The organism is Halobellus salinus, from assembly GCF_014646875.1.
Taxonomy (GTDB): Archaea; Halobacteriota; Halobacteria; order Halobacteriales; family Haloferacaceae; genus Haloquadratum; species Haloquadratum salinum.
The window spans coordinates 1-19882 of the sequence record NZ_BMOC01000004.1 but is presented as its reverse complement, the minus strand read 5'-3'; the positions used below and the strand labels follow the sequence as shown (position 1 = coordinate 19882).

General features: G+C 62.2%; 15 protein-coding genes and 5 pseudogenes. 9 read left to right on the top strand and 11 right to left on the bottom strand.

Annotated elements, in window-relative coordinates; genetic code table 11:
- Nucleotides 1-239 precede the first annotated feature (239 nt).
- Nucleotides 240-1247 (bottom strand): 4-hydroxythreonine-4-phosphate dehydrogenase PdxA, encoded by a 1008-nt coding sequence (gene pdxA / locus IEX72_RS04645; RefSeq protein WP_188786223.1) that lies wholly within the window; start codon nt 1245-1247, stop codon nt 240-242.
- Nucleotides 1244-2491 carry a four-carbon acid sugar kinase family protein gene (locus IEX72_RS04640; protein ID WP_188786222.1) on the bottom strand — a complete coding sequence of 416 codons (1248 nt, stop codon included), beginning with the start codon at nt 2489-2491 and terminating at the stop codon, nt 1244-1246. The genes pdxA and IEX72_RS04640 overlap by 4 nt, the downstream gene beginning before the upstream one ends.
- 290 nt (nt 2492-2781) lie before the next feature.
- Between IEX72_RS04640 and IEX72_RS04635 the strand changes: the two genes are divergently transcribed.
- The gene (locus tag IEX72_RS04635) at nt 2782-3645 is read left to right on the top strand and encodes a fumarylacetoacetate hydrolase family protein (protein ID WP_188786221.1); all 864 of its coding nucleotides are present in this window, start codon (nt 2782-2784) and stop codon (nt 3643-3645) included.
- Nucleotides 3646-3696: 51 nt separating this feature from the next.
- Here the strand turns inward: IEX72_RS04635 and IEX72_RS15165 are convergent.
- Nucleotides 3697-4395 (bottom strand): annotated as a pseudogene (locus IEX72_RS15165) (glutamine amidotransferase).
- A gap of 494 nt (nt 4396-4889) precedes the next feature.
- On the opposite strand from IEX72_RS15165, the pseudogene IEX72_RS04615 reads away from it, so the two are divergent.
- Nucleotides 4890-5726, top strand: a pseudogene (locus IEX72_RS04615) (ISH3 family transposase); the annotation flags it as partial.
- 146 nt (nt 5727-5872) lie between these two features.
- Here the strand turns inward: IEX72_RS04615 and IEX72_RS04610 are convergent.
- A complete protein-coding gene (locus IEX72_RS04610; protein ID WP_394354592.1) occupies nt 5873-6643 on the bottom strand; it encodes a transposase in 771 nt (256 codons plus the stop codon).
- A gap of 148 nt (nt 6644-6791) precedes the next feature.
- Between IEX72_RS04610 and IEX72_RS04605 the strand changes: the two are divergent.
- The 3 genes and pseudogenes from IEX72_RS04605 to IEX72_RS04595 form a co-directional block, all read left to right on the top strand.
- Nucleotides 6792-7472: pseudogene (locus IEX72_RS04605) on the top strand (aldo/keto reductase); the annotation flags it as partial.
- A 77-nt stretch (nt 7473-7549) separates the two neighbouring features.
- Nucleotides 7550-8563, top strand: a complete 1014-nt coding sequence (gene ilvC, locus IEX72_RS04600; protein WP_188786216.1) for a ketol-acid reductoisomerase — start codon at nt 7550-7552, stop codon at nt 8561-8563.
- A gap of 99 nt (nt 8564-8662) precedes the next feature.
- A complete protein-coding gene (locus tag IEX72_RS04595) occupies nt 8663-9364 on the top strand; it encodes a cyclase family protein (RefSeq protein ID WP_188786215.1) in 702 nt (233 codons plus the stop codon).
- Nucleotides 9365-9369: 5 nt separating this feature from the next.
- Here the strand turns inward: IEX72_RS04595 and xacF are convergent, their stop codons facing one another.
- Together xacF and IEX72_RS04585 are read right to left on the bottom strand one after the other, a co-directional pair.
- Nucleotides 9370-10815, bottom strand: coding sequence for a 2,5-dioxovalerate dehydrogenase (gene xacF / locus IEX72_RS04590; RefSeq protein WP_188786214.1), 1446 nt, complete (start codon nt 10813-10815; stop codon nt 9370-9372).
- A 99-nt stretch (nt 10816-10914) separates the two neighbouring features.
- Nucleotides 10915-12090, bottom strand: coding sequence for a mandelate racemase family protein (locus IEX72_RS04585; protein WP_188786213.1), 1176 nt, complete (start codon nt 12088-12090; stop codon nt 10915-10917).
- A 93-nt stretch (nt 12091-12183) separates the two neighbouring features.
- Here IEX72_RS04585 and IEX72_RS04580 point away from each other — a divergent pair.
- Nucleotides 12184-12815: pseudogene (locus IEX72_RS04580) on the top strand (IS6 family transposase).
- A 145-nt stretch (nt 12816-12960) separates the two neighbouring features.
- Here the strand turns inward: IEX72_RS04580 and radA are convergent.
- A complete protein-coding gene (radA, locus tag IEX72_RS04575) occupies nt 12961-13992 on the bottom strand; it encodes a DNA repair and recombination protein RadA (protein ID WP_188786212.1) in 1032 nt (343 codons plus the stop codon).
- 155 nt (nt 13993-14147) lie between these two features.
- Nucleotides 14148-14405, bottom strand: a complete 258-nt coding sequence (locus tag IEX72_RS04570; protein ID WP_188786211.1) for a hypothetical protein — start codon at nt 14403-14405, stop codon at nt 14148-14150.
- Between the two features lie 245 nt (nt 14406-14650).
- Here IEX72_RS04570 and IEX72_RS04565 point away from each other — a divergent pair, with 245 nt between their 5' ends.
- On the top strand, nt 14651-14917 hold the full coding sequence (locus tag IEX72_RS04565) for a nuclear transport factor 2 family protein (protein ID WP_188786210.1): 267 nt from the start codon (nt 14651-14653) through the stop codon (nt 14915-14917).
- 796 nt (nt 14918-15713) lie between these two features.
- On the opposite strand, the gene pspAB is transcribed toward IEX72_RS04565, so the two are convergent.
- Nucleotides 15714-16319, bottom strand: coding sequence for a PspA-associated protein PspAB (gene pspAB, locus IEX72_RS04560; protein WP_188786209.1), 606 nt, complete (start codon nt 16317-16319; stop codon nt 15714-15716).
- 8 nt (nt 16320-16327) lie between these two features.
- On the bottom strand, nt 16328-17194 hold the full coding sequence (gene htpX / locus IEX72_RS04555) for a zinc metalloprotease HtpX (RefSeq protein WP_188786208.1): 867 nt from the start codon (nt 17192-17194) through the stop codon (nt 16328-16330).
- A gap of 107 nt (nt 17195-17301) precedes the next feature.
- On the opposite strand from htpX, the gene IEX72_RS04550 reads away from it, so the two are divergent.
- Nucleotides 17302-18438 carry a 60S ribosomal export protein NMD3 gene (locus tag IEX72_RS04550; RefSeq protein ID WP_188786207.1) on the top strand — a complete coding sequence of 379 codons (1137 nt, stop codon included), beginning with the start codon at nt 17302-17304 and terminating at the stop codon, nt 18436-18438.
- 226 nt (nt 18439-18664) lie between these two features.
- Here the strand turns inward: IEX72_RS04550 and IEX72_RS15625 are convergent.
- A pseudogene (locus IEX72_RS15625) lies at nt 18665-19501 on the bottom strand (DUF7530 family protein).
- A gap of 113 nt (nt 19502-19614) precedes the next feature.
- Between IEX72_RS15625 and IEX72_RS04535 the strand changes: the two are divergent.
- Complete coding sequence (locus IEX72_RS04535; RefSeq protein WP_188786206.1) at nt 19615-19818, top strand: DUF7561 family protein; 204 nt, start codon at nt 19615-19617, stop codon at nt 19816-19818.
- Nucleotides 19819-19882: the final 64 nt, after the last annotated feature.

Genomic DNA, 19882 nt, shown 5'->3' with positions numbered 1-19882 from the left:
ACCCCACCGGCCTCAAGTCCGAGCTAAAATACCACGTGTACGCTTGTTATATCAGGACCGGCAAAGTATCGGGGAGGCCACCTGTCAGGACCCACTTACACCCGACCACGCACGAGACAGCCAGGACCGGAACGGTAGCCCGAGACGAGCACTGACCCCGCTACTACGAGTACATCGGCCGCTCGTTGTCTATGTGACTCGCTTCGGCAGTGTTCTTTATTATATAACGGCGTCGCTACTCAGGTAGTCCTGGCGTGAGCCATCTCTACAGCCACGTCGAACGCGTCGAGGAGGCTCTGTTCGGAAGCGAGTCCCTCTCCCGCGATGTCGAAGGCGGTCCCGTGGTCGACGCTGGTGCGGATGATCGGCAGTCCGATAGTTACGTTGACACCGGAGACGGCCTGCCCGCTATTGAATCCCAGCATCTTGATCGGAATGTGTCCCTGATCGTGGTACATCGACACCACGCAGTCGAACTCGCCCTGGGCCGCGCGGACGTACACCGTGTCCGGTGACTCCGGACCGACCGCATCGATCCCCGCCTCTCGCGCCTGTTCAACAGCCGGCTCGATTTCGGTCGCTTCCGTGTCTCCTAACAGCCCACCGTCGCTAGCGTGGGGATTCAGTCCGGCAACCCCCACGGTCGGATCCTGGTCACCGAGATCCGCAAGCGCATCAGCAGTCAGTCGGATCGTGCTCAGGACGCTCGATGTCGTGACCTGCTGACACGCCTCGACCAGCGGGACGTGTGTACTCACGTGTGTCACGCGCAGCTCGGACTCGATGAGCATCATCGCGTACTCGCTCGTATCGGTTCTGTCGGCAAGCATCCCGGTGTGACCGGCGTAGGTGCTCCCTGCGAGTTTCGTGGCTTGCTTGTTGATCGGGGCGGTCGTGATCCCGTTAATCTCTCCTGCCTGTGCCAGCTCGATCGCCCGCTCGATGTACTCCAGGCTCGCGTTCCCGTACTCCTCGCGGACTTCTCCACGGACGAGCCTCCCGACATTGTCGAGGTCGACGACGGGAATCGCGCCGGAACCGAACCGTGCATCGGTCACGGTTTCCACCCGCTTCACCCTGAGGTCTGACTCACAGACTTCGGTCGCGGCGGCGAGTACGTCCCCGTCGCCGATCACGATTGGTCGGCCGGAGTCAAGGAACCGTCGGTACGCTTTCACGATCACTTCGGGGCCGATACCCGCAGGATCACCCATCGTCACGCCGATGATCGGCTGTGAGTCAGTCATCGTTCACCATCCAGTATGTCGAGACAATTAATTATAGTTGTTTCTTCGCCGAATCCACCGGCCTTGGTGATCACCATCGTGTCGGCCACGACGCCATCGACTAGCCGGCCCACAGGGACCCCGGTAGCGACCGTCGCCCCGGTCAGCGAGACTGTCGTCGCGTCGAGTGCGCGGAGCCCCGCCACAGCCACGTCTCCACCACTCAAGAGGAGTCCGGACGGCCGCGTGATCCGGCAGGCCTCGGCTGCGACGTCGGCCAGTCCCGTCGAAATTCGGCCGCCGACCTCCGTATCCGAGAGCCCACGATCACAGCCGGCCGCGATGGTATCCTCAACGGTGGCGCGGTCCGAAGCCGCGGTGAGCACTGTCGGAACGCTACGATCCAATCGGCCGGCCACGTCGGCCCCGGCGTCGGGCGTCCCCTCCAACAGCTCCAGTGGATCGAGGTGGAACAGGTGTGCGTCCGGGACGCGGCCAAGCTGCGCTAACGTGGTGTCGCTGACGCTCCCGACGGCGGCGAGTGGCGTTCCGGGCCCCGGCTGTGGGACTTCTCCAGCGGAGTTCGCAGGCGCGTTCACACGAATGTGGGCGGCAAGCCCACCGCTGCCGACGAACAGGGTGTCGAACCGGGCCCCGGCCGTAGCGATGGTATCCAGGTGTGTTCCGGTCCGCGCGTCGCAGACGACGATCGGCGGCTGGTCGTGCCGCTCGACGGCGGCGCTGAAGCACGCTGCTACCCGGTCTACGCCGCCGGAGACGTCCGCTCCGTCGAGTCGCTCGACCGGGAACTCCTGCGCTGCGAAGAGGTCGTCCACTGCAGACGAAGCTGGCCCGTTCTGATCCGCACCAAACTCCGTCTCGGCTACGGGCGTCCCGTCGACCGTGTGGACCCCGTCCCACGTTTCCCGGTCGGTGGCGGGGAACGCCGGCGCGACGACGGCGAGTTCGGCTTCCGCGGCTCGCAACGCGGCTGCAACCTCAGAGCCGACGTTGCCCCGGAGCGTCGAGTCGATCTTCTTGTACACCATCGAGGCGGCGACCGCGCCGACGCCACGCCGGACCGCTTCCGCCGCTTCAGCCGGCGTCGCGTATCGGCTTTCGGTGTTGACTGCGACGACCGACGCGTCTGGCGGCGACGCGTCGGGCACCGCAAGCACAAGTGTTTCGTAGCCATACCCTGCGACCTCGTTGGCTGTGTCCATCGCTCCAGTGAGGTCGTCGGCGATGATCCCGAGCGCCGGCATTTTACGTCCGACTCCTGTTCGTCGAGGCGACGGTTGAATCGATCAACGCGAACCCCCACTAGTCGGTCGTGAGCCGTCCAACGGACGAGGCCCAGAGAACGGGCGATTGACTGGCATACACTATTGTTCCCAGGATTCGTACCTAATGTTTTCGTCCACGTGAAGGGGAGCTATACCCAGCTCGTCGCTCTCTTTTGCATAGGATATCTCCGTGTCTGTATGCTCCCGAAGAGTGGTTAGTCGATCTGACAACAGCAAGTTTCATATCCGGTCTCACGTTCACAGATGGTATGCGGTATTACCAGCGGCGATTGGACGGCGGCACGCGACTCCTCGCGGTGGCGGACGGCTCGGCGTACGATCTCACGTTTGCAAAGCCGGGTGTGGATTCGTTCGGGGCGTTGGCCGAGGCCGCACACGTAATGGACCGGACGCTCGACGAGGTTGCGCAACCGCTCCTCGAAACGGCCGAGACGCTCCCGTTGCAACAAGTCGAAAGCGAGGCTATCGTCCCCCTCGTCGCCGAGGAGGTGTGGGCTGCGGGTGTCACGTATCAGATCAGCGAGGAAGCCCGAACCGAAGAGAGTGGGATGCCCGAGATCTACGTCGACGTCTACGACGCCGACCGACCGGAGCTCTTTCTCAAGTCGACTCCGGACAGGACCATCGGCCCCGGACAGGCCATCGGCGTCCGAGGCGACTCCGAGTGGAACGTCCCAGAACCGGAACTCGGGGTCGTCCTCTACCGGGGGGATATCATCGGCTACACGATCGGAAACGACGTCTCCAGCCGATCTATCGAGGGTGCCAATCCGTTGTACCTCCCGCAAGCAAAAATCTACGATCGATGCTGTTCGCTGGGTCCGTGTGTCACGACCGACATCGACGATCCTCATAATCTTGATATGTCGCTCACCATCTACCGCGACGAGACGGTCGTGTTCGAGGGACGGACCACGACGGCGGAAATGGTGCGAAGCTGTGAGGAACTAGTCTCCTACCTCACCCGTCACAACGCGGTTCCGGAACTGACGGTGCTGCTCACCGGCACCTCGATTGTCCCTGACGATGAGTTCTCGCTCCAGCCGGATGACACGGCCGTCATTGATATCGAGAACATTGGGACCCTGCGCAACCCCGTTACCGGCGTCTGAGGCCGACAAAGACGTGGAGGGCCCGCAGCTTACGAAAAGCGAGTCAGGTCGTCAGCGGTCGCCGGCCAGCCACGTGACCGTGTCCGCCCACAGCCGCCGATAACCGTCCCACTCGACGAACTCCATCGGTCCCCAGTGCGGCGCACAGTCGCTGGCGAACGCTGCCGACCGCCCGTCGCCGTGCGTTCCGACGGCCAACAGGGGGTCCTCGTCGATCCGGACAACTTCCTCCGCGTCGCCGTCCACCTCGAACCGGTTGTACCCGAGGAAGTCCGGCCAGCCGTCGTCGATCTCCGAGACGACGGGGTGGTCTGCGACGACAACCTCCGGGTAGGCCCCGTCGGGTCGCTCAACCCGGTCGTCCCCTCTTTCCATCGTATTCGGGAGTATCCCCTCAACGGCCGTTCCGGCGTAGTTCGCGCGGCCGTTGATGCCCTGGAACGAGAGATACCCGCCCACCATTAGGGATCAGCCACCCTCGCGTACGAATTCGTCCAGTATCTGGAGCCTGTTCGCTCGGCGGGTCCCTTCGCTGAATGTCTCCGGCGGGATCACGATCGTGTTGTATCCGATGTCACTGAGTATTACGACATCGTAGGATTCCAACGCCTCGCGCGACTCCGGGAACTCCGAGGCCGCAACGTGGCATAGTTGATATGTTGTTTCGATACCGTCGGTCTCTAAAGCCGCTTGGAGATAATCTCCGGCTTCTGTGTACTCCGCATTGGAGAACATATCGAACCCCCTCACGTGAAATCATATTGTTTGCCACGACTACCCCGATAAACAGCACTCTGATGTCAGCCATATTAGCTCCCAGACAACAAAATAATATAATCCGTTGCGCGGGAAGCCCACACGACACACCCAAGTAATTTATTACATTGAGGCGATCCATTGATCTATGGGCTCAGCCCTAATAAGAACCCTACCGGGCGGTGACGATATTCCGATGATCGATTTTGGGACGTGGAACCTCTCCGGTGAGACGGTCAAATCATCAGTTCGGGCGGCACTTGAGTCGGGATACTCCCACATCGACACGGCAGAAGGATATAAAAATTGCTCTATTGAAAATGCGGTACGGGAGTCGGATCATAGTGTCTTGGAGAGCTTCTTGATGTTCAGTACCTCACAAAGCCGGTTAGTTAGAACGTCTGCTTGCTGTGAATGTGACCAAACACAAGCAGCAAGCAGACAGTGAACTCCACGAAGACCAACTTCTTAATTTCCTCGTCAATCCAGACCTCCACCTGCGGCCCTACCACGGTGATGAAGACGACATACAGAGCCTCTATCACTCGGAAGCCAAGCGTGGAACCACCGCGTTCCACGCCTACGCCACACTCTACGCGCGTGTGAAGAACAAACGCTACACGCTGGCGGTGCGCCGTCTCGAAGACGGCGACACCACCAGCAGCGTCCTCGCTGAGTTCTTCGGTGTCCTTGACGGCCTTGACACCGAGGTCAAGGCCGTCTATCTTGATCGTGGATTCTACGACAGCAAGTGCCTCGCGCTGCTTCAAGCGCATAACTACGCGTACGTAATCCCGATCATCCGGTGGGGGAAGACGATTCAGCAAGAGCTCTCGGAAGGGTGGAGTCGTGTCATTCAGCATGATCTGACAGGGAAACTCGACGGTCACAGCTGGACCGTCGAGTTTCCCGTCTACATCGATTGTACGTACCTGAACGGGAAGTATGACGACCACGGTGTGGTGCGTCACGGCTACGCCGCTGACGCGCCGTTCATCGAGAGACCACGCGACGCTCGATACCACTACGCGAAACGGTTCGGTATCGAGTCGAGCTATCGCTTGTCCGAGCAAGCGATAGCGACGACAACGACACGAGATGCGACGGTGAGACTGCTGTTCGTTGTGGTGAGTTTGTTGTTACAGAACGCGTGGCGGTATCTCCACTACGAATATGTGGCGACGCCCCGCCGTGGCGGGCGTCGCCTCTGGTGGTGGCCGTACAAGGAATTCGTCAATATGGTCCGACAGGCTGCGTGGACGGCCCTCGCGGTGCGTCGGGCCGTCCCCGCAAATCGACCACCAGACGACCGGTTCCACCGGTAGTCACTGGCCGAGTACGCCCTCTCGTGAGTGGCAACGCTGTCGCGTCGGCGGCTGAGCGCCGCCGACAGCGACAGCTCCGGCTTCGAACAGCGTCGATCAATCGCTACTGACGGTTCATTTCGACAGAACAGGTGACTCAAGTCAGGTTAGCTGACGATGCTTTGTGAGGTACTGATGTTGTTGAGCGCGAACAGGAGAACGATCTCGCGGAACTGGCGGTACCAGAACCGCGAACGCAGGGCGGAGTCCTGGGTTCGCTTGACCGTCGAGTAGGACGTTTCTGACATACACCGCTGTGTGTAGCCCTTCGACCGGATGAGAGCGTTATTCGCGGTTGCCATCATCGACGAGCCGCGGTAATGAACGAGGTACTCGATTCCTAATGCAGCAATCTCGTACTCGCTGTTCCAGTCCTGGAACCCGTTGTCAGCAGCCACGGCCCGCAGGTCGTCCGCGTTCCGGCGGACGACCCGCGGGCCAGCCTTCGTATCGTGCTCACGCTCGATACAGCAGTGTACGTCAAGTACCGCTAACGACTCTGTATCGGTCAGCGTCGTCACTTTGACCCTTTTGACGCTTCGCCCACATCGCTGGAGGTAGTGTTGTGACGCTTGCTCGCGTTCGAAAAACGTGCTGTCGAGGGCAACGCAGCCTGATTGCGGGTGTTGCTGCGCGGAAATGCGCAGCAACGCCCGCCAGATGTACATCGCGTAACGGTCGAACGAGTGGTAGAACGTAGATGGATCAGGCGGTGCGTCCGGGTGGACTCCGAGGCGGTCGCAGACTTCCGGCATAAGGCTGATCCGATCGACGAGTTCGGCGTAGCTGTACCCTCCTCCCTTACGAATACAGTGCGCGACGATGTGAGCCTCGCGGGCAAGCCCGCCCGAGTCGGGCTTGCCCGCTCGCTTCCCCAACGCTTGTTTGGCTACACGTAGCGTAGTGCTGTCTCAACGAGGTCAAGCAAAGCGACTCACATAATCGCCTTCTCGACCTCATTTCCTCAAACCGTTACGGAATAATCCTCCCGCTGTCTTCCATTTTCAATAGAGCAATAAAAATGAAACTGAGATCGGTGACGTCCTCGCCGAGTACGACCGCTCGAATATTTTCCTCACGTCGAAGGTGTTGCCGAAGAACCTCGATTACAAGAGTGTGGTCCGAGCCTGCGAGCGGTCGCTGGGTCGACTCGATACCGACTACCTCGACCTATACCTGACCCATTGGCCGAATCCGGCGATTTCGCTGCGGGAAATCCTGACTGCGATGAAGACACTATGCGACCGTGGACTCGTGGACAACGCTGGTGTCTCGAATTTCTCGGCCTATCAGTTGTCCTGCACAAAGTACATCAGCGAGGTTCCGATCGCTGTCAACCAGATCGAACTCCACCCGTTGTATCAGCAACCCGAGGTGCGGGAGTACTGTCGCCAGTCCGATACTGTCGTTGAGGCCGCCGCACCGCTCGGTCGGACGGACATCTTCGAGAATCCCACGATTCGGGAGATCGCAGACGCTCACGGACGCTCGTCGACGGAGGTGATCCTTCGGTGGGCCATCGCTCGTGATACGGTGGTGCTGCCCAAGTCCACCTCCCCCGCACACATCGAGACGAATCTCACAGCCTGGAACTGGGACCTCCCCGAAGAGGATCTCTCCGTCATCAACGATCTCAACCGGGACGAACCGGTGTACGATCAGGCAGCGCACGGCTGGGGTCGCGACGTGTACGGGATCTCGGAGTGACGGATCGATACCGGTGACCGGTCCAGCGGGACCAGCCACCCCTGGATATTATAATAACCCCTGCCGTTGCAGTTGATATGCCCGCACCTGACGCCATCGAGACGCTAATCTATCACGAGACCGACGCCACCCTGGGTCCCCTCGACGAGAAGATCGTCGCCGTCGTCGGATACGGGAACCAAGGGCGAGCACAGGCCAGGAATATGTGCGATTCCGGCGTCGATGTCATCGTGGGCAACCGCGAGGACGGGTCCCACGAACAGGCAACTGCGGACGGGTTCGAGGTGTATTCGATCGCTGACGCGACGGCACGAGCCGACGTGGTGCTCCTACTGATCCCCGACGAAGTACAACCTGAGATCTACCAGCGTGACATCGGTCCCAATTTGGAGGCCGGCGACACACTCGTCTTCGCATCGGGGTACAACGTGACGTACGAGCGGATCGATCCCGCCGACGGCATCGACGTGGTGCTCGTCGCACCGCGGATGATCGGTACGGTGGTGCGCGAACTCTACGAGGACGGTCGGGGAGCACCGGCGCTGCTTGCCGTCGAGCAGGATGCGTCAGGAGCGGCACAGTCCCGCGCGCTTGCGGTCGCACACGCTGTCGGAGCCACTCGGTCCGGCGTCGTTGAGACCGAGTTCGAGACTGAAACCCGCACAGACCTTATGAGCGAACAGGGTCTCTTTCCAGTCTTCGCCTCCGCACTGCTGGCCCGGTTCGAGGTCGAGACCGAAGCCGGGGTACCCCCGGCGGTGACGCTGCTCGAGTCGTACCTCTCCCGGGAGATGGCACACATCTTCGAGAAGTGTGCAACTCAGGGGATCGTCTCCCAGATGGATCTCCACTCTCAAACCAGCCAGTACGGTCAGCTCCTCGGACTGAGCGAATTCGACCGCGAGCCGATCCGCGAGTTTATGCGCGAACGTTTGGCGGCGATCGACTCGGGCGAGTTCGCCGACGAGTGGGCCGACGAACAGGCATCGGGCTACGAGCGCCTTTCGAGTCTCAGAGAGGGTTACGAATCCTCTGAGTTCATCGAGACCGAACAGGCGACGCTCGATGCATTCGGACTGCGTAAGGACTGAGTATCTCGCCACGACTCACGCTGCGTGTCCACACTTCAGGCCGACGTATACAAATCTGAGAGCAAAAATTAATATAATCACGCATTGACATCCGATCGTATGTTCGACAGTCCCGACGAGATTATCGACCTGTGCAACCCGATCGACAATGACATTCCGGTGTGGCCATCCTTCCCGCCGATCGACCTGAAACACGAATCGTTGGCGGCGCGGGACGGTTTCACGATGGAAAAAGTGACTATGCGGACGCACACGGCGACTCACATCGATTCGCCGCGGCACTTCATCCCCGAGGGGCGGACGCTAGACGAGTTCCCTATCTCGAAATTTATGGGTGAGGGCATCGTCCTAGATATGACAGACGTCGGGAACTCCGCTGCAATCGATGTCGACGACATCGATAGGTACGGAGACGACATTCAGTCGGGTGACGTCGTGATGCTCAACACCGGCTGGGATCAGTACTACGGAACCACCGACGAGTGGATGTTCGAGTTCCCGCACCTTTCGGGCGAGGCGTCCGAGTATCTTGCTGACCGTGGCGCCAAGGCAATCGGGATCGACACGCCGAGTGTCGGCGGGTGGTACGGCGAGGTCCCGGGACACGGCCCGAGCACGGACGTTCACCCAGCGGACTCGCATCTCCCGCTGCTCGAGAACGACGTCATTCCGATCGAGGAACTGCGAAATCTCGATGCGGTGCGCGGCGACGCCGCGACGCGACGGGCTTACTTCTTTTATCCCCCGCTGAACTTCCAGGACACCAGCGGCTCGTCGGTCCGGGCGTTCGCGTTCCTCTGAGTTCGTCAGAAGTTCTCATAAACCGTCTTTTCGATCGTGTAGAAGTCCAACCCGGCGTCGCCCTGTTCACGCCACGTCTCCGAGGAGGAGCTTTTGAACCCGCCGAAGGGAACGTGCAATTCAAGCCCGGTCGTCTTCTCGTTGATCTTGGCCACGCCGGCCTCGGTCTCCTCAACGAAGCAGTTTGCCTCGGTGTGATCGTGGGTAAGAATGCTGGCGGAGAGGCCGTAATTGACGTTGTTCGCGACGTCGATGGCGTCCTCGAACCCGTCGACTTCGAGCACCGCGAGGACGGGACCGAAAACCTCCTCCTGAGCGAGGCGGTGATCCACACTGACGTCGCTGAAGACCGTCGGTTCGACGAAGTAGCCGTCGCCGAACCGGCCGCCGTCGGGCGCCGACCCCCCGGCCGCGAGCGTCGCGCCTTCCTCCTTGGCGACGTCGATGTACCCGAGCGTGCTTTCGAGTTCGTCTTCGCTCACTTGCGGTCCCATATCGTACTCGTCGCCCGGACCGACCTCAATCGCCGTTGCTCGGTCGACGATTGCATCGACGAACTCGTCGTACACGTCCTCGTAGACGATCGCTCGCGATCCCGCGGTGCACGCCTGCCCGGTCACACCGAACGCCCCGCTAGCGACGATGTCCGCAGCCTCCTCAACATCTGCGGAGTCAGCGACGATGGTCGGATTCTTTCCGCCCATCTCCGTCTGAACCCGTTTGCTGTCGTCCGTCGCCAGATCATACACCTGGTGCCCTACAGCACTGCTTCCGGTGAACGAGACGGCGTCGACGCGGCCGTGCCCGATCACAGCGTTCCCGACGGTCTTCCCCGGACCGGTTACGAGATTGATCGCACCGTCGGGAATGCCGGCTTCGTCGAGAGCCTCGACGATGGACACGGCAGGACCAGGGGCGAGACTGGCTGGCTTGATCGTAACCACGTTTCCGGCAGCGAGCGCGGGCGCGATCTTCCACGCCGGGATGGCGATCGGGTAGTTCCACGGTGTGATGAGCGCCGTCACACCGACGGGCTCCTCTCGTGTATAAAGATTGGTCCGGCGACCGGAGGAGGACTTCACCGTGCCACCGAGGTCACGGGCCTTCTGTGCGTAGTAGTGGAAGATGTCGACCGCGCGCTGAACTTCACCGCCGGCTTCGGCGTGCGTCTTTCCCTCCTCTCGGGTCAGCTGGGATGTCAACTCCGATTTCCGCTCGGCGAGAACGTCGCCCGCGGCTTTTAATATCGCACCGCGTTCCGGTGCCGGAACCGACGCCCATCCCGTTTCCGCGTCGGCTGCGGCCGCGACCGCAGCGTCCGCGTCACTCGCCGTCGACTCTTGATAGGCGGCGACGACCTCACTCGGGGCTGCCGGATTGACAGTCTCGAACGTGTCGCCTGACTCCGAGTCCGTCCACTCGCCGTCGATATAGTTCTGAATCGATGGCATACCTCTCATCGCGGCGGCTCCCACTCAACCCTTTCCATTCACCGGACGGTCGGTTCCATTCGATGGAGTGGTCGGGTCCCGTGCCAGACGAGTCCGTTGCTACTCGTACACGTGGATACTCCCCGTCTGGTTCGCCTCGATGTAGTCCCAGTCGTACTCGACGCCGAGTCCGGGGCCGTCCGGAACGTGGAGCATCCCGTCCTCGTCGACGCTCTCGAGTTGGTCGTCGTAATCGCCGTCGTAGATCGGCGGTGTGGTGTTCCCGCAGTCCGGATGGACGAGCGCCATCTCGTAGTAGTTCGTGTTGCGCGTCGCCGCGATACAATGGCGCTGCGCCGGGCCTGGAGCGTGGTACTCGACGTCTAGCCCGAACCCCTCGGCCATCCGCGCAATCTTCATAGCGCCCGTGATTCCGGCATCGTACTCCGGATCAGCGCGCACGAAGTCCGTCGCCTCGTTCGCGATAAAGTCGCTTGTCATTTCCAGCCCCCGGACGTGCTCCGTCTGCAACAGCGGGGTGTCGAGGTGCTGTCCCAACTTCCGGTGGGCGTGCTGGGATGTCCCCGCATCCCGGTAGGGGTCCTCGTACCAAAGGAAGTCCTCCTCGTCGAGCGCCCGTCCGAGGGTCAGCGCATCGGCGAAGGTTTCCAGTTCGCACGCCGGATCGTGCATTAGGTCCATCTCGTCACCGACGGCCTCCCCAACCGCGTGAACTGCTTCGATCTCGCGGTCCAAGTCCCGGGCACTATCGTCGCCGCCCCAGCCGTGTATTTTGAAACCGCCGTAGCCGAGATCACGACACGTCTCGGCGAACTCGGCGAACGCCGCGGGGGAATCCAGTCCCCCAGCGTCGTCCCCGTGGTAGGTCGATGCGTAAGCGGGCAGCCGCGTTCGGTAGGTGCCGAGGAGTTCGTGGATGGGCGCGTCGTAATATTTGCCGGCGAAGTCCCACAGCGCGATGTCGATCGGCCCGATCCCCATCCGGTCGTACTTCCGGAGTGCGCGTTTGATCTCCGACCAGTGCTTCTCTCTCGCTAGCGGATCCTTTCCGAGCAGGTAGTCCGCGAACATATTGATTTGTGCAGCGCCGGGGGAGTTCCCGCCTACATACTCTCCTGTAATACCTGTATCGGTGAAGACCTGTACACCGAACAGTTTCCGTGTTGTTGTCTCGCCGGGGGCGTACACCAAATTGAACCCGTTGTGGTCCGTTCCAACATCTGACAATTGATATGTGAATTCTCTACTCTCAATGCGAGTGATTTCGGGTGACACAATAGTACCACCCAATAACTATTATATAAATGTACGGACGGGCCGCCGCGCGGTATTAAATTAAGAATGAGACAGAGCGATGTTCTAGTGTCTATGCCAGAAATCGCCCACCTCACCGAGTCTACTGAGTGGATTGACTTGGACTTTGTGGAGCGAGAGCGGACACCCCGCGAGGTCATTGGAAAGAGTATTCGCCACCATCTTGCTGAACTATCACTTTTGAATACAGTTACTCTTCTTGGGAATTTTGGTGTCAATCGAAGTCGTGTGGCTGTTCACAATTGGGCACAGAAAGCCGATCTACAGCCAACCGACGGTGAGAACCCGGATCGCGTTGCAGTCGATCAAAAATCGATCCGGATCGACGACGAGCAGCACTAGCTGTACGCTGCCGTCGATTCGCAGACGAACAGAATCCGTCACTCGCGGCTGTTTCCGACGTATACGATTCCGATCGCACGAGAATTTCTCACTGAACTGGCTGAGAAACACGATGTCGAGGACGCTTTGTTTCTTATCGATGACGCAGACGATCTGATCGGTGGTCTCCGCCGCGAAAACTACAGCTACCGCGTCGAACAACACGGCTTCAGAAATTTGTTGAACATATCTTTAGAGAAGTAGAACGACGGACCTTTTTGTTTTCAAACTGTTTCAGCCACGTTGATCCACCGACCGCGGAAACGTGGCTGCAAGCCCACGCCGCCTGGTGGAATCGTGCTTAACTTAACACGACCGAGCGTCCGCGAGCGGAGCGATCGGGTCACGCCGACCCACGGCCTCCGGCCGTTCGTCGGCGGCGGTTGTTGATCCGGCTTTTTGCAAGGGGTGGTGCGCCGCAGGCGCACCCGACGAAATAAAAAACGTGGGTTACTCCGGCTTCAGTCCCTCGTCCTGCACTCGCATCACGGCCTCGCCGTCCGCGAGGTTGGGGGCGTCGACCAGCCGGACGATCCGCTTGTTGCCCTTCGATTTCCGGAGGTACATCCGGAACGTGGAGGTGTGACCGAGGATGTTGCCGCCGATCGGCTGGGTGGGGTCGCCGAAATACGAGTCGGGGTTAGAGGCAACTTGGTTGGTCACCAGAACCGAGGTGTTGTAGAGGTCACCAATCCGCATCAGGTCGTGGAGGTGTTTGTTGAGTTTCTGCTGGCGCTCGGCGAGTTCCCCACGACCGACGTACTCCGCGCGGAAGTGAGCGGTGAGCGAGTCCACGCAGAGCAGCCGAATCGGATACTCCGCGTCCTCGTTTTCCTGGGCGAGTTCTTTGGCCTTCTCGGCCAGCAGGATCTGGTGGTTGGAGTTGAACGCCTTCGCGACGTGGATGTGTTCGAGGAAGCTGTCGAGCAGCGCGCCCATCGTTTCGTCGTCGCCAGGTGTGCCCTCGATCTCGCGGCGCTGGAGCATCTCCTCGATGATCTCGTCATCGAGCCCGCGGATCATGTCGTCGATCCGTTCGGGACGGAACGTGTCTTCGGAGTCAATGAAGATGCAGCCGCCGCCGAGGCCGCCGTACTCCGGCGGGAGCTGGACGTTGACCGCCATCTGGTGGGTGACCTGTGACTTTCCCGCCCCGAACTCGCCGTAGACCTCGGTGATCGACTGCGTCTCGATTCCGCCGCCCAACAGGTCGTCGACCTCGGGGATCAGCCACGAGAGTTTGCCGATCTCCTCGCGGCGTTCTAAGACCGTGGACCCGGTTTCGAATCCACCGATGTCGGCGGCGTCGCGGGCGGCGTTGATGATGTCCGCAGCGGTCGACTCACCCACGTCGGCGGTGTTCGACATCTCGCCCGGGCTCGCGACCGCAATCGACTGGTAGCTCTCGAACCCCGCGCCGGTGAGTTTGTCCGCTGTTGCTGGGCCGACGCCGGGAAGGCTCTCTAGGTCGTCTTGTGGCATCGTATGCAACCTTGGGTCCCATCCGTACATAAACCCTCGTTAACAGCAGGGTGAAAGTGAAACCGCGGGACGGCAGCAGCGGATCAGCAACGGGCCGACGAGGGTTCAAACACGAACAGACACGACGGCCCGGATCCACCCGCTGCTGCGGGGCGTCACTCCGACGACCGGAGCACTCCGTTCGCCTCGGCGGCCGTGTCCGGAAGCGCACGGCGGAGCGATGCGACGGTGACGTACCGCGTCGCGTCGGCTTCGCCCGAGTCGATACGGACGCTTCCGGAACCCCGGTCGAATCGGTCGTCGATCCACCCGATGGTGCCGGCGACCCCGGTGAGGAGCGCGTCGGTCAGGAGTTCCGCGCGGTCCGCGTTCGATCTCCCGGTGGACGACCGCCGCGCGAGCCGGATCCTCACCGGGGGGCGACCACCGGGTCTCGAGCGCGTCGACGTCGTCACGGACCGCCGAGATCGACGCCGTCGACGTCCGCGGTCAACGCCGACGCCGACGCCGGGGTCTCGGGGTCGGCAACGAGACTGTGGCGCCACTCGTCGACTTAGCGGTCCGGCTCATCGTCGCCGTCGGTGTCACCACCTGATTCCCGGAGTACGGGCTCGTCGAGGACACGCTGGCTCGGTTGAACGCGTTTCCCGAGACAGAGATGAACATTGAGAAGATCCTCTGGGAGGGCACCCCCGAAGACGGGTACTACACCTCGATGGTGCGTACCATCACTGCAGAGAACACCGGACCGACAGAGCACGGCCCGCCGACGGGCAAAACGATGGAAGACAACTTGGGTATCGCGAACTGCCTCATTCAGCGGGTCGACGGCGAATGGAAATATGTCGAAGAGTGGATCGCCTACGACAAGATCGGCTATATCGAAGCGGTTACCGACGACAGCGATCCGATCCACGACTACTGAGTGGATTCGGTCTTTTCGTGTGACCCAACTTCGCGTACTGCATCTGTGGGTATGAACTGAGAGGTGGTTCGGTTCTAGATCGTGGGAACGGTGTCTGACACTCGGGGCGTCGGATCCCGGAGTGCTGTTGCGGTGGGGTGATGCCGTGCGAAAGCGAAGAGTTCGAACGCTCGTTTGTACTGCCCGCGTCGACGTACAAAAGCAATCAGAAAACAAACTATTCCGGTGGTATGTAATAACAAGCATATTTAATCCGTTCCGGCGACGATAGCGTTCGCATCTGAAGCCGGAGTCGGTGACGGCAGGCGGTACGTAGTGGTTTCGCGCCACCGGCGAGAGACACACTGTCATCGCCCCCGCGTGGTTCGCCGAAGAACGAGTTGGCAGTGACGGTCGTCCTGTTGTCACAAGCAGTTGTGTGGGACAGTTCGTTCGTTTTCGGTCGCCACGGCTACAGTTGGTGCCGCTCGTTGGTGAGTTGCATCACGGTCTCATCAACCGGACGGCGGTCCGTGCTTCGGCCCGCGTCCGGGTGTAGACCAGGCTTGTGAACTCGGTTGTGAGCGGTGGGTCACATCCGTTCGACACCGAATATATAATGAATACGATCAGTAGGTAACTATGACAAGTATACGAGAGAGCTGAATATTTCGGTGTCCGCTGTTGCTCCACAGTTCCCAGGCGAAGCGGGCGATCGCTGGCAGAGGCTACCGGAGAACTCCCGGGTCCCACGTTCCACCCGCAGCGGAACACGACCGTTCGCTCCGCCCGCGAGAGGCCGCTCGCGCCCCCGCACTCACTCCCAGGGGTGGCCGCCGGCGGTGTCGGGCCACATCGGGTACCAGTAGGACTCGTCGTCCTCGACGTCGAGTTCGCCGTCAAGCACCGACTGGAGTTTGAACTCCACGTCGTTTGCCCGCTCGTTCCCGCGCCGGGGCGCGAAGGGGTAGTACGCCCCGCGGCGGAACGAGTAGATCCAGTAGGCGCGGTTGCCGCCGGACTCGAACCCGAACACCGCAACCAAGAGCCGGGAGCCGTACCCCCGTTCGCCGAACTCGTCGGCCGCGAAGTGGATCGAGGTGACGAGGTCTTCGGGGTCGTCGTCGCGGAGCACCACCCACTCCCACCCGTGGCTGTCCTCTCGCACCTGAAACTCGGTTCCGGTCTCCTCCTCACCGGCGCCCAAGATAGCCGCAACATCGTCGACGGTCTCCGCGAAATCAGTGCTGTCGACCCCCGAGAAGCACAGCGCCGCGGTGTCGACCGACTCGTAGTCGAGGTCGGCCTCCATTGTGACGTATGCGGTGCTCATCCCGAAGAGATCCTCGGGGTCGGCGTCGCGGGTCGCGTCCGCCTCGGCGCTGGTGCCCAAAGCCGCGCGGATCGTGTCGAACAGGCCCATCGGCTCCCTCACCGCGTCTCCATGTCGCGTTCCAGCTCCCGCAGCCGGTCGACGCGGTTCTCGGTCGAGGGGTGAGTGCTGAACAGCTTGGTGAGGGTGCCGCCCTTCGCCGGGAGAATAAAGAACGCGTTCATCTCCGATTGCTCCCGAAGATCATCCTGTGGGACCCGGTCCATCCGGCCGTCGATCTTCAAAAGCGCCGACGCGAGCGCGGAGGGCCGGCCCGTAATGAGCGCCCCGCCACGATCCGCAGCGAACTCCCGGTACCGCGAGAGTGCCCGGATCAGGAAGAACGACACGATCCACACGACCAGCGACGCCACGATCGCGGCGATGACGCCGCCGCCCTGCCGGTCCCGGCCGCCGCCGAACCAAAATCCCATGCGAACGATCATAAACGCCACCGTCGAGAGGAACGACGCGATGGTCATCACCATCACGTCGCGGTTCTTGACGTGGGCGAGTTCGTGCGCGATCACGCCCTCCAGTTCGTCGCGGTCAAGCGTGCGGAGGAGTTCGGTGGTCACACACACCGTGGCGCTCTTCTGCGACCGCCCGGCTGCGAACGCGTTCGGGACGCGAGAGTCCGCGACCGCAACCGCGGGCTTCGGGAGGTCGGCCTGCTGGCTGAGCCGCGACACCGTCGCGTGAAGCTCGGGGCGCTCCTCGGCTGAGACCTCCTTCGCGCCCATACTGTAGAGCGCGATCCGGTCACTGAAAAAGAACTGTACCAGTACGAACACGCCCATAAGCGGCAGGAACACCGCCGAGTTGGTCTGTACGAGCACCCCCACGAAGACGAGATAGAGGGCGAAAAGCAGGAACATTGTGAGGACCATCCGGCCTCTGAGTCCCCAGTCGGATTTCCACTCCATACTCGGAGTTACGGGTCGCGACGTATAAACGGTGTTGGCGTCGGCGCGGCACGGCTGGCGTGCGGCGCTTCGTCGCGCTTAACCGCCCCTGCCGCCTACAGTCGTCAATGAGCTCCGGAACGTTCTGTCCGCGGTGCGGCGACCCGATCCCTGCCCGCGCGGAGCCGCGCCCGGGCGAGCCCCGCGAACGGGACGCCGTGCTGTGTGATGAGTGTTACTTCGAGGATTTCGATCTGGTCGATGCCCCGGAGCGAATCGAAGTCCGGGTGTGTTCGCGGTGTGGCGCAGTCCACAAGGGCAACCGGTGGGTCGATATCGACGCCGAGGACTACACCGACGTCGCAATCGACCGGGTGACCGAATCGCTCGGCGTCCACCTCAAGGCCGAAGACGTCCGGTGGGGGGTCGACCCCGAGCAGGTCGACGAAAACACCATCCGGATGCACTGCACGTTCAGCGGGATCGTCCGCGGCACACACCGGGAAGAGGCCGTGACGGTGCCGGTCCACATCGCCAAGCAGACCTGCCAGCGGTGCGGGCGGATCGCGGGCGGCTACTACTCCAGTATCGTCCAACTCCGGGCGAGCGAGCGGCTCCCGACCTCGGAGGAGGAGGCCCGCGCGGTCGAGATCGCGGAGTCGTACATCGCCGACCGGGAGGCCACCGGCGACCGGAACGCGTTCATCACCGAGACCCTCGACACCGACGACGGCGTGGACATCAAGATCTCCACCAACCAGATGGGCGCCGGCGTCGCAAAGCGGATCGTGAGCGAACTCGGGGGGGCGGTCGAGGAGTATCCCACCCTGGTGACCGAGGACGGCGACGGCAACGAGGTCTACCGGGTGACGTACGCAGTCCGGCTCCCGGCGTTCAGCCCCGGCGACGTGATCGATCCCGACGACGGCGACGGTCCGGTGCTGGTCCGGAGCGTCCAGGGAAATCTCAAGGGGGTCCGACTGACCACCGGCGACGCCTACGAGGCCGCCTTCGAGGAGGGCGAGGCGCCCGACGCCCGCCGGCTCGGGACCGCCGACGACGCCGTCGACACCACCGTCGTCGCGGTCGAAGACGAGTACGCGATCCAGGTGCTCGACCCCGACACATACGAGTCGAAGACGGTCGCCCGGCCGTCGTACGTCGACCCCGACGCCGACTCCGTGCCGGTGTTGTCGAGTCGGGCTGGGCTGTCAATCCTGCCGGGCGGTGCCGTCGGCCGAACGGACACCGACGCGCGCGAGTGACCGCCGGTCGAAAGAATTGAACCGCTCGGGCGTATAGCGCGCCGTATGGACCGACAGCAGATACTCGCGATTATCCTCGTCGTGCTGATGATCGGGTCGTCGGTGGCGTACGGGGCGGCGCTGATCCTGTAGGTCGGATCGGTCCTGCCGCTCGCGACCGGACGGATCTTCAGCCTCGAATGCGCCAGCCCTCTCCCGCGGCCGACGCGTTGTCGGCCGCTCGGGCTCACCGGTTCCGTTCGGTGGCGTCCCGCCCGAGGGAGCCCTCCGGCGACGCCTCCCGAACGCGGAGCGTCGCCATCGCCGCCAGCGACACGACCGCGACCGCGACCGCGACGATGTGGCCCCCGACCGCGACGAGCAGCACGGGGCGATCGAGCAGAAACGGTACCATCGCGAACAGGAGCAGTCCGAACCCCAGATTCATACTGTCGGCTATAACTACGTGAAGATTTTCGACACCCCGGGGTGTCGAAATACGTCACGCGACTATAGCCGACAGTATCAGGAGGTAGAGCCGCCGGAGGTGCCGGACGGTCTCGGCGTCGAACGGGTAGCGCCACGACCGCCACAGCGCGACGACCGCGGCCCACCACGACGTCCCGATCCGGTAACACAGGTCCCACAGGATGAGCAGCGTGAGGTAAAACGCGGTCGCGAACACCAGCCCCAGCCAGATGCTGATCCCGACGATCGCGCCCGGGAGCGCTCCCAACCCCCGGGAGATGAAGTAGTAGCCGCCGCCGGATTTCGGCATGGCGGTCGCAAGTTCGGAGGCCGGTAGAGCAACGAGGAGCGCGATCACCGCACCGAGCGCGAACGACCCCGCGGCGGCGGGGCCGGCCCGACCGGCCGCGAGTCCGGGAAAGACGAAGATCCCCGCCCCGATCATCGTGCCCACGCCGATGGTGATCCCGCCGGAGAGCCCGATGGTGCGTTCGAGTTCGCTCCCGGCGTCGGTGGTGGTCGTCTCCTCAGTCGCGGTCGGCGGCGCCACGGTCGTCGGCGCCTCGCCCGCGCGATTTTCGCCGGCGTCCGACGGCTCTCCCTCGGCCGCTGTCATACGGGCACGTCCTGTTGGGGGCAATAGGTCTGTGGCTCGTTCTCCCGGGAGAGCCGGGGCCGTTCGGTGCCGACCGCCGCAGGACGTTTGTCGGTCGACCGCCTACCACAGGCATGACGAGTCAATCCTGTGAGGGCTGCGGCGAGTCGGTCCGGATCGCCGGCGGGATCGGCGACTTCTGGTCGTTCGAGTCCGGCTCCTCCGGCGGGATGACGCTGGAACTCGACGACGGCGGGGAGTACTTCCTGTGTCACGGCTGCATTGGCCGGCTGCCGGACGACCGAGCGGTGACGAGTGAGGACGTAGAGTCGCTATGACATCCTCCCCAGCGTGAACGCCGGGGTTTCCTCACGCTGGGGGTATCGCTTACCCGCCCACGGA

Bases quoted from the DNA above. Each gene is read 5' to 3' on its own strand.
- xacF (WP_188786214.1), bottom strand. From the start codon at position 10,815: ATGCCATCGATTCAGAACTATATCGACGGCGAGTGGACGGACTCGGAG.
- IEX72_RS04635 (WP_188786221.1), top strand. From the start codon at position 2,782: ATGCGGTATTACCAGCGGCGATTGGACGGCGGCACGCGACTCCTCGCG.
- IEX72_RS04535 (WP_188786206.1), top strand. From the start codon at position 19,615: ATGACGAGTCAATCCTGTGAGGGCTGCGGCGAGTCGGTCCGGATCGCC.
- radA (WP_188786212.1), bottom strand. From the start codon at position 13,992: ATGCCACAAGACGACCTAGAGAGCCTTCCCGGCGTCGGCCCAGCAACA.
- htpX (WP_188786208.1), bottom strand. From the start codon at position 17,194: ATGGAGTGGAAATCCGACTGGGGACTCAGAGGCCGGATGGTCCTCACA.
- ilvC (WP_188786216.1), top strand. From the start codon at position 7,550: ATGCCCGCACCTGACGCCATCGAGACGCTAATCTATCACGAGACCGAC.
- IEX72_RS04640 (WP_188786222.1), bottom strand. From the start codon at position 2,491: ATGCCGGCGCTCGGGATCATCGCCGACGACCTCACTGGAGCGATGGAC.
- IEX72_RS04565 (WP_188786210.1), top strand. From the start codon at position 14,651: ATGAACATTGAGAAGATCCTCTGGGAGGGCACCCCCGAAGACGGGTAC.
- pspAB (WP_188786209.1), bottom strand. From the start codon at position 16,319: ATGGGCCTGTTCGACACGATCCGCGCGGCTTTGGGCACCAGCGCCGAG.
- pdxA (WP_188786223.1), bottom strand. From the start codon at position 1,247: ATGACTGACTCACAGCCGATCATCGGCGTGACGATGGGTGATCCTGCG.
- IEX72_RS04550 (WP_188786207.1), top strand. From the start codon at position 17,302: ATGAGCTCCGGAACGTTCTGTCCGCGGTGCGGCGACCCGATCCCTGCC.
- IEX72_RS04595 (WP_188786215.1), top strand. From the start codon at position 8,663: ATGTTCGACAGTCCCGACGAGATTATCGACCTGTGCAACCCGATCGAC.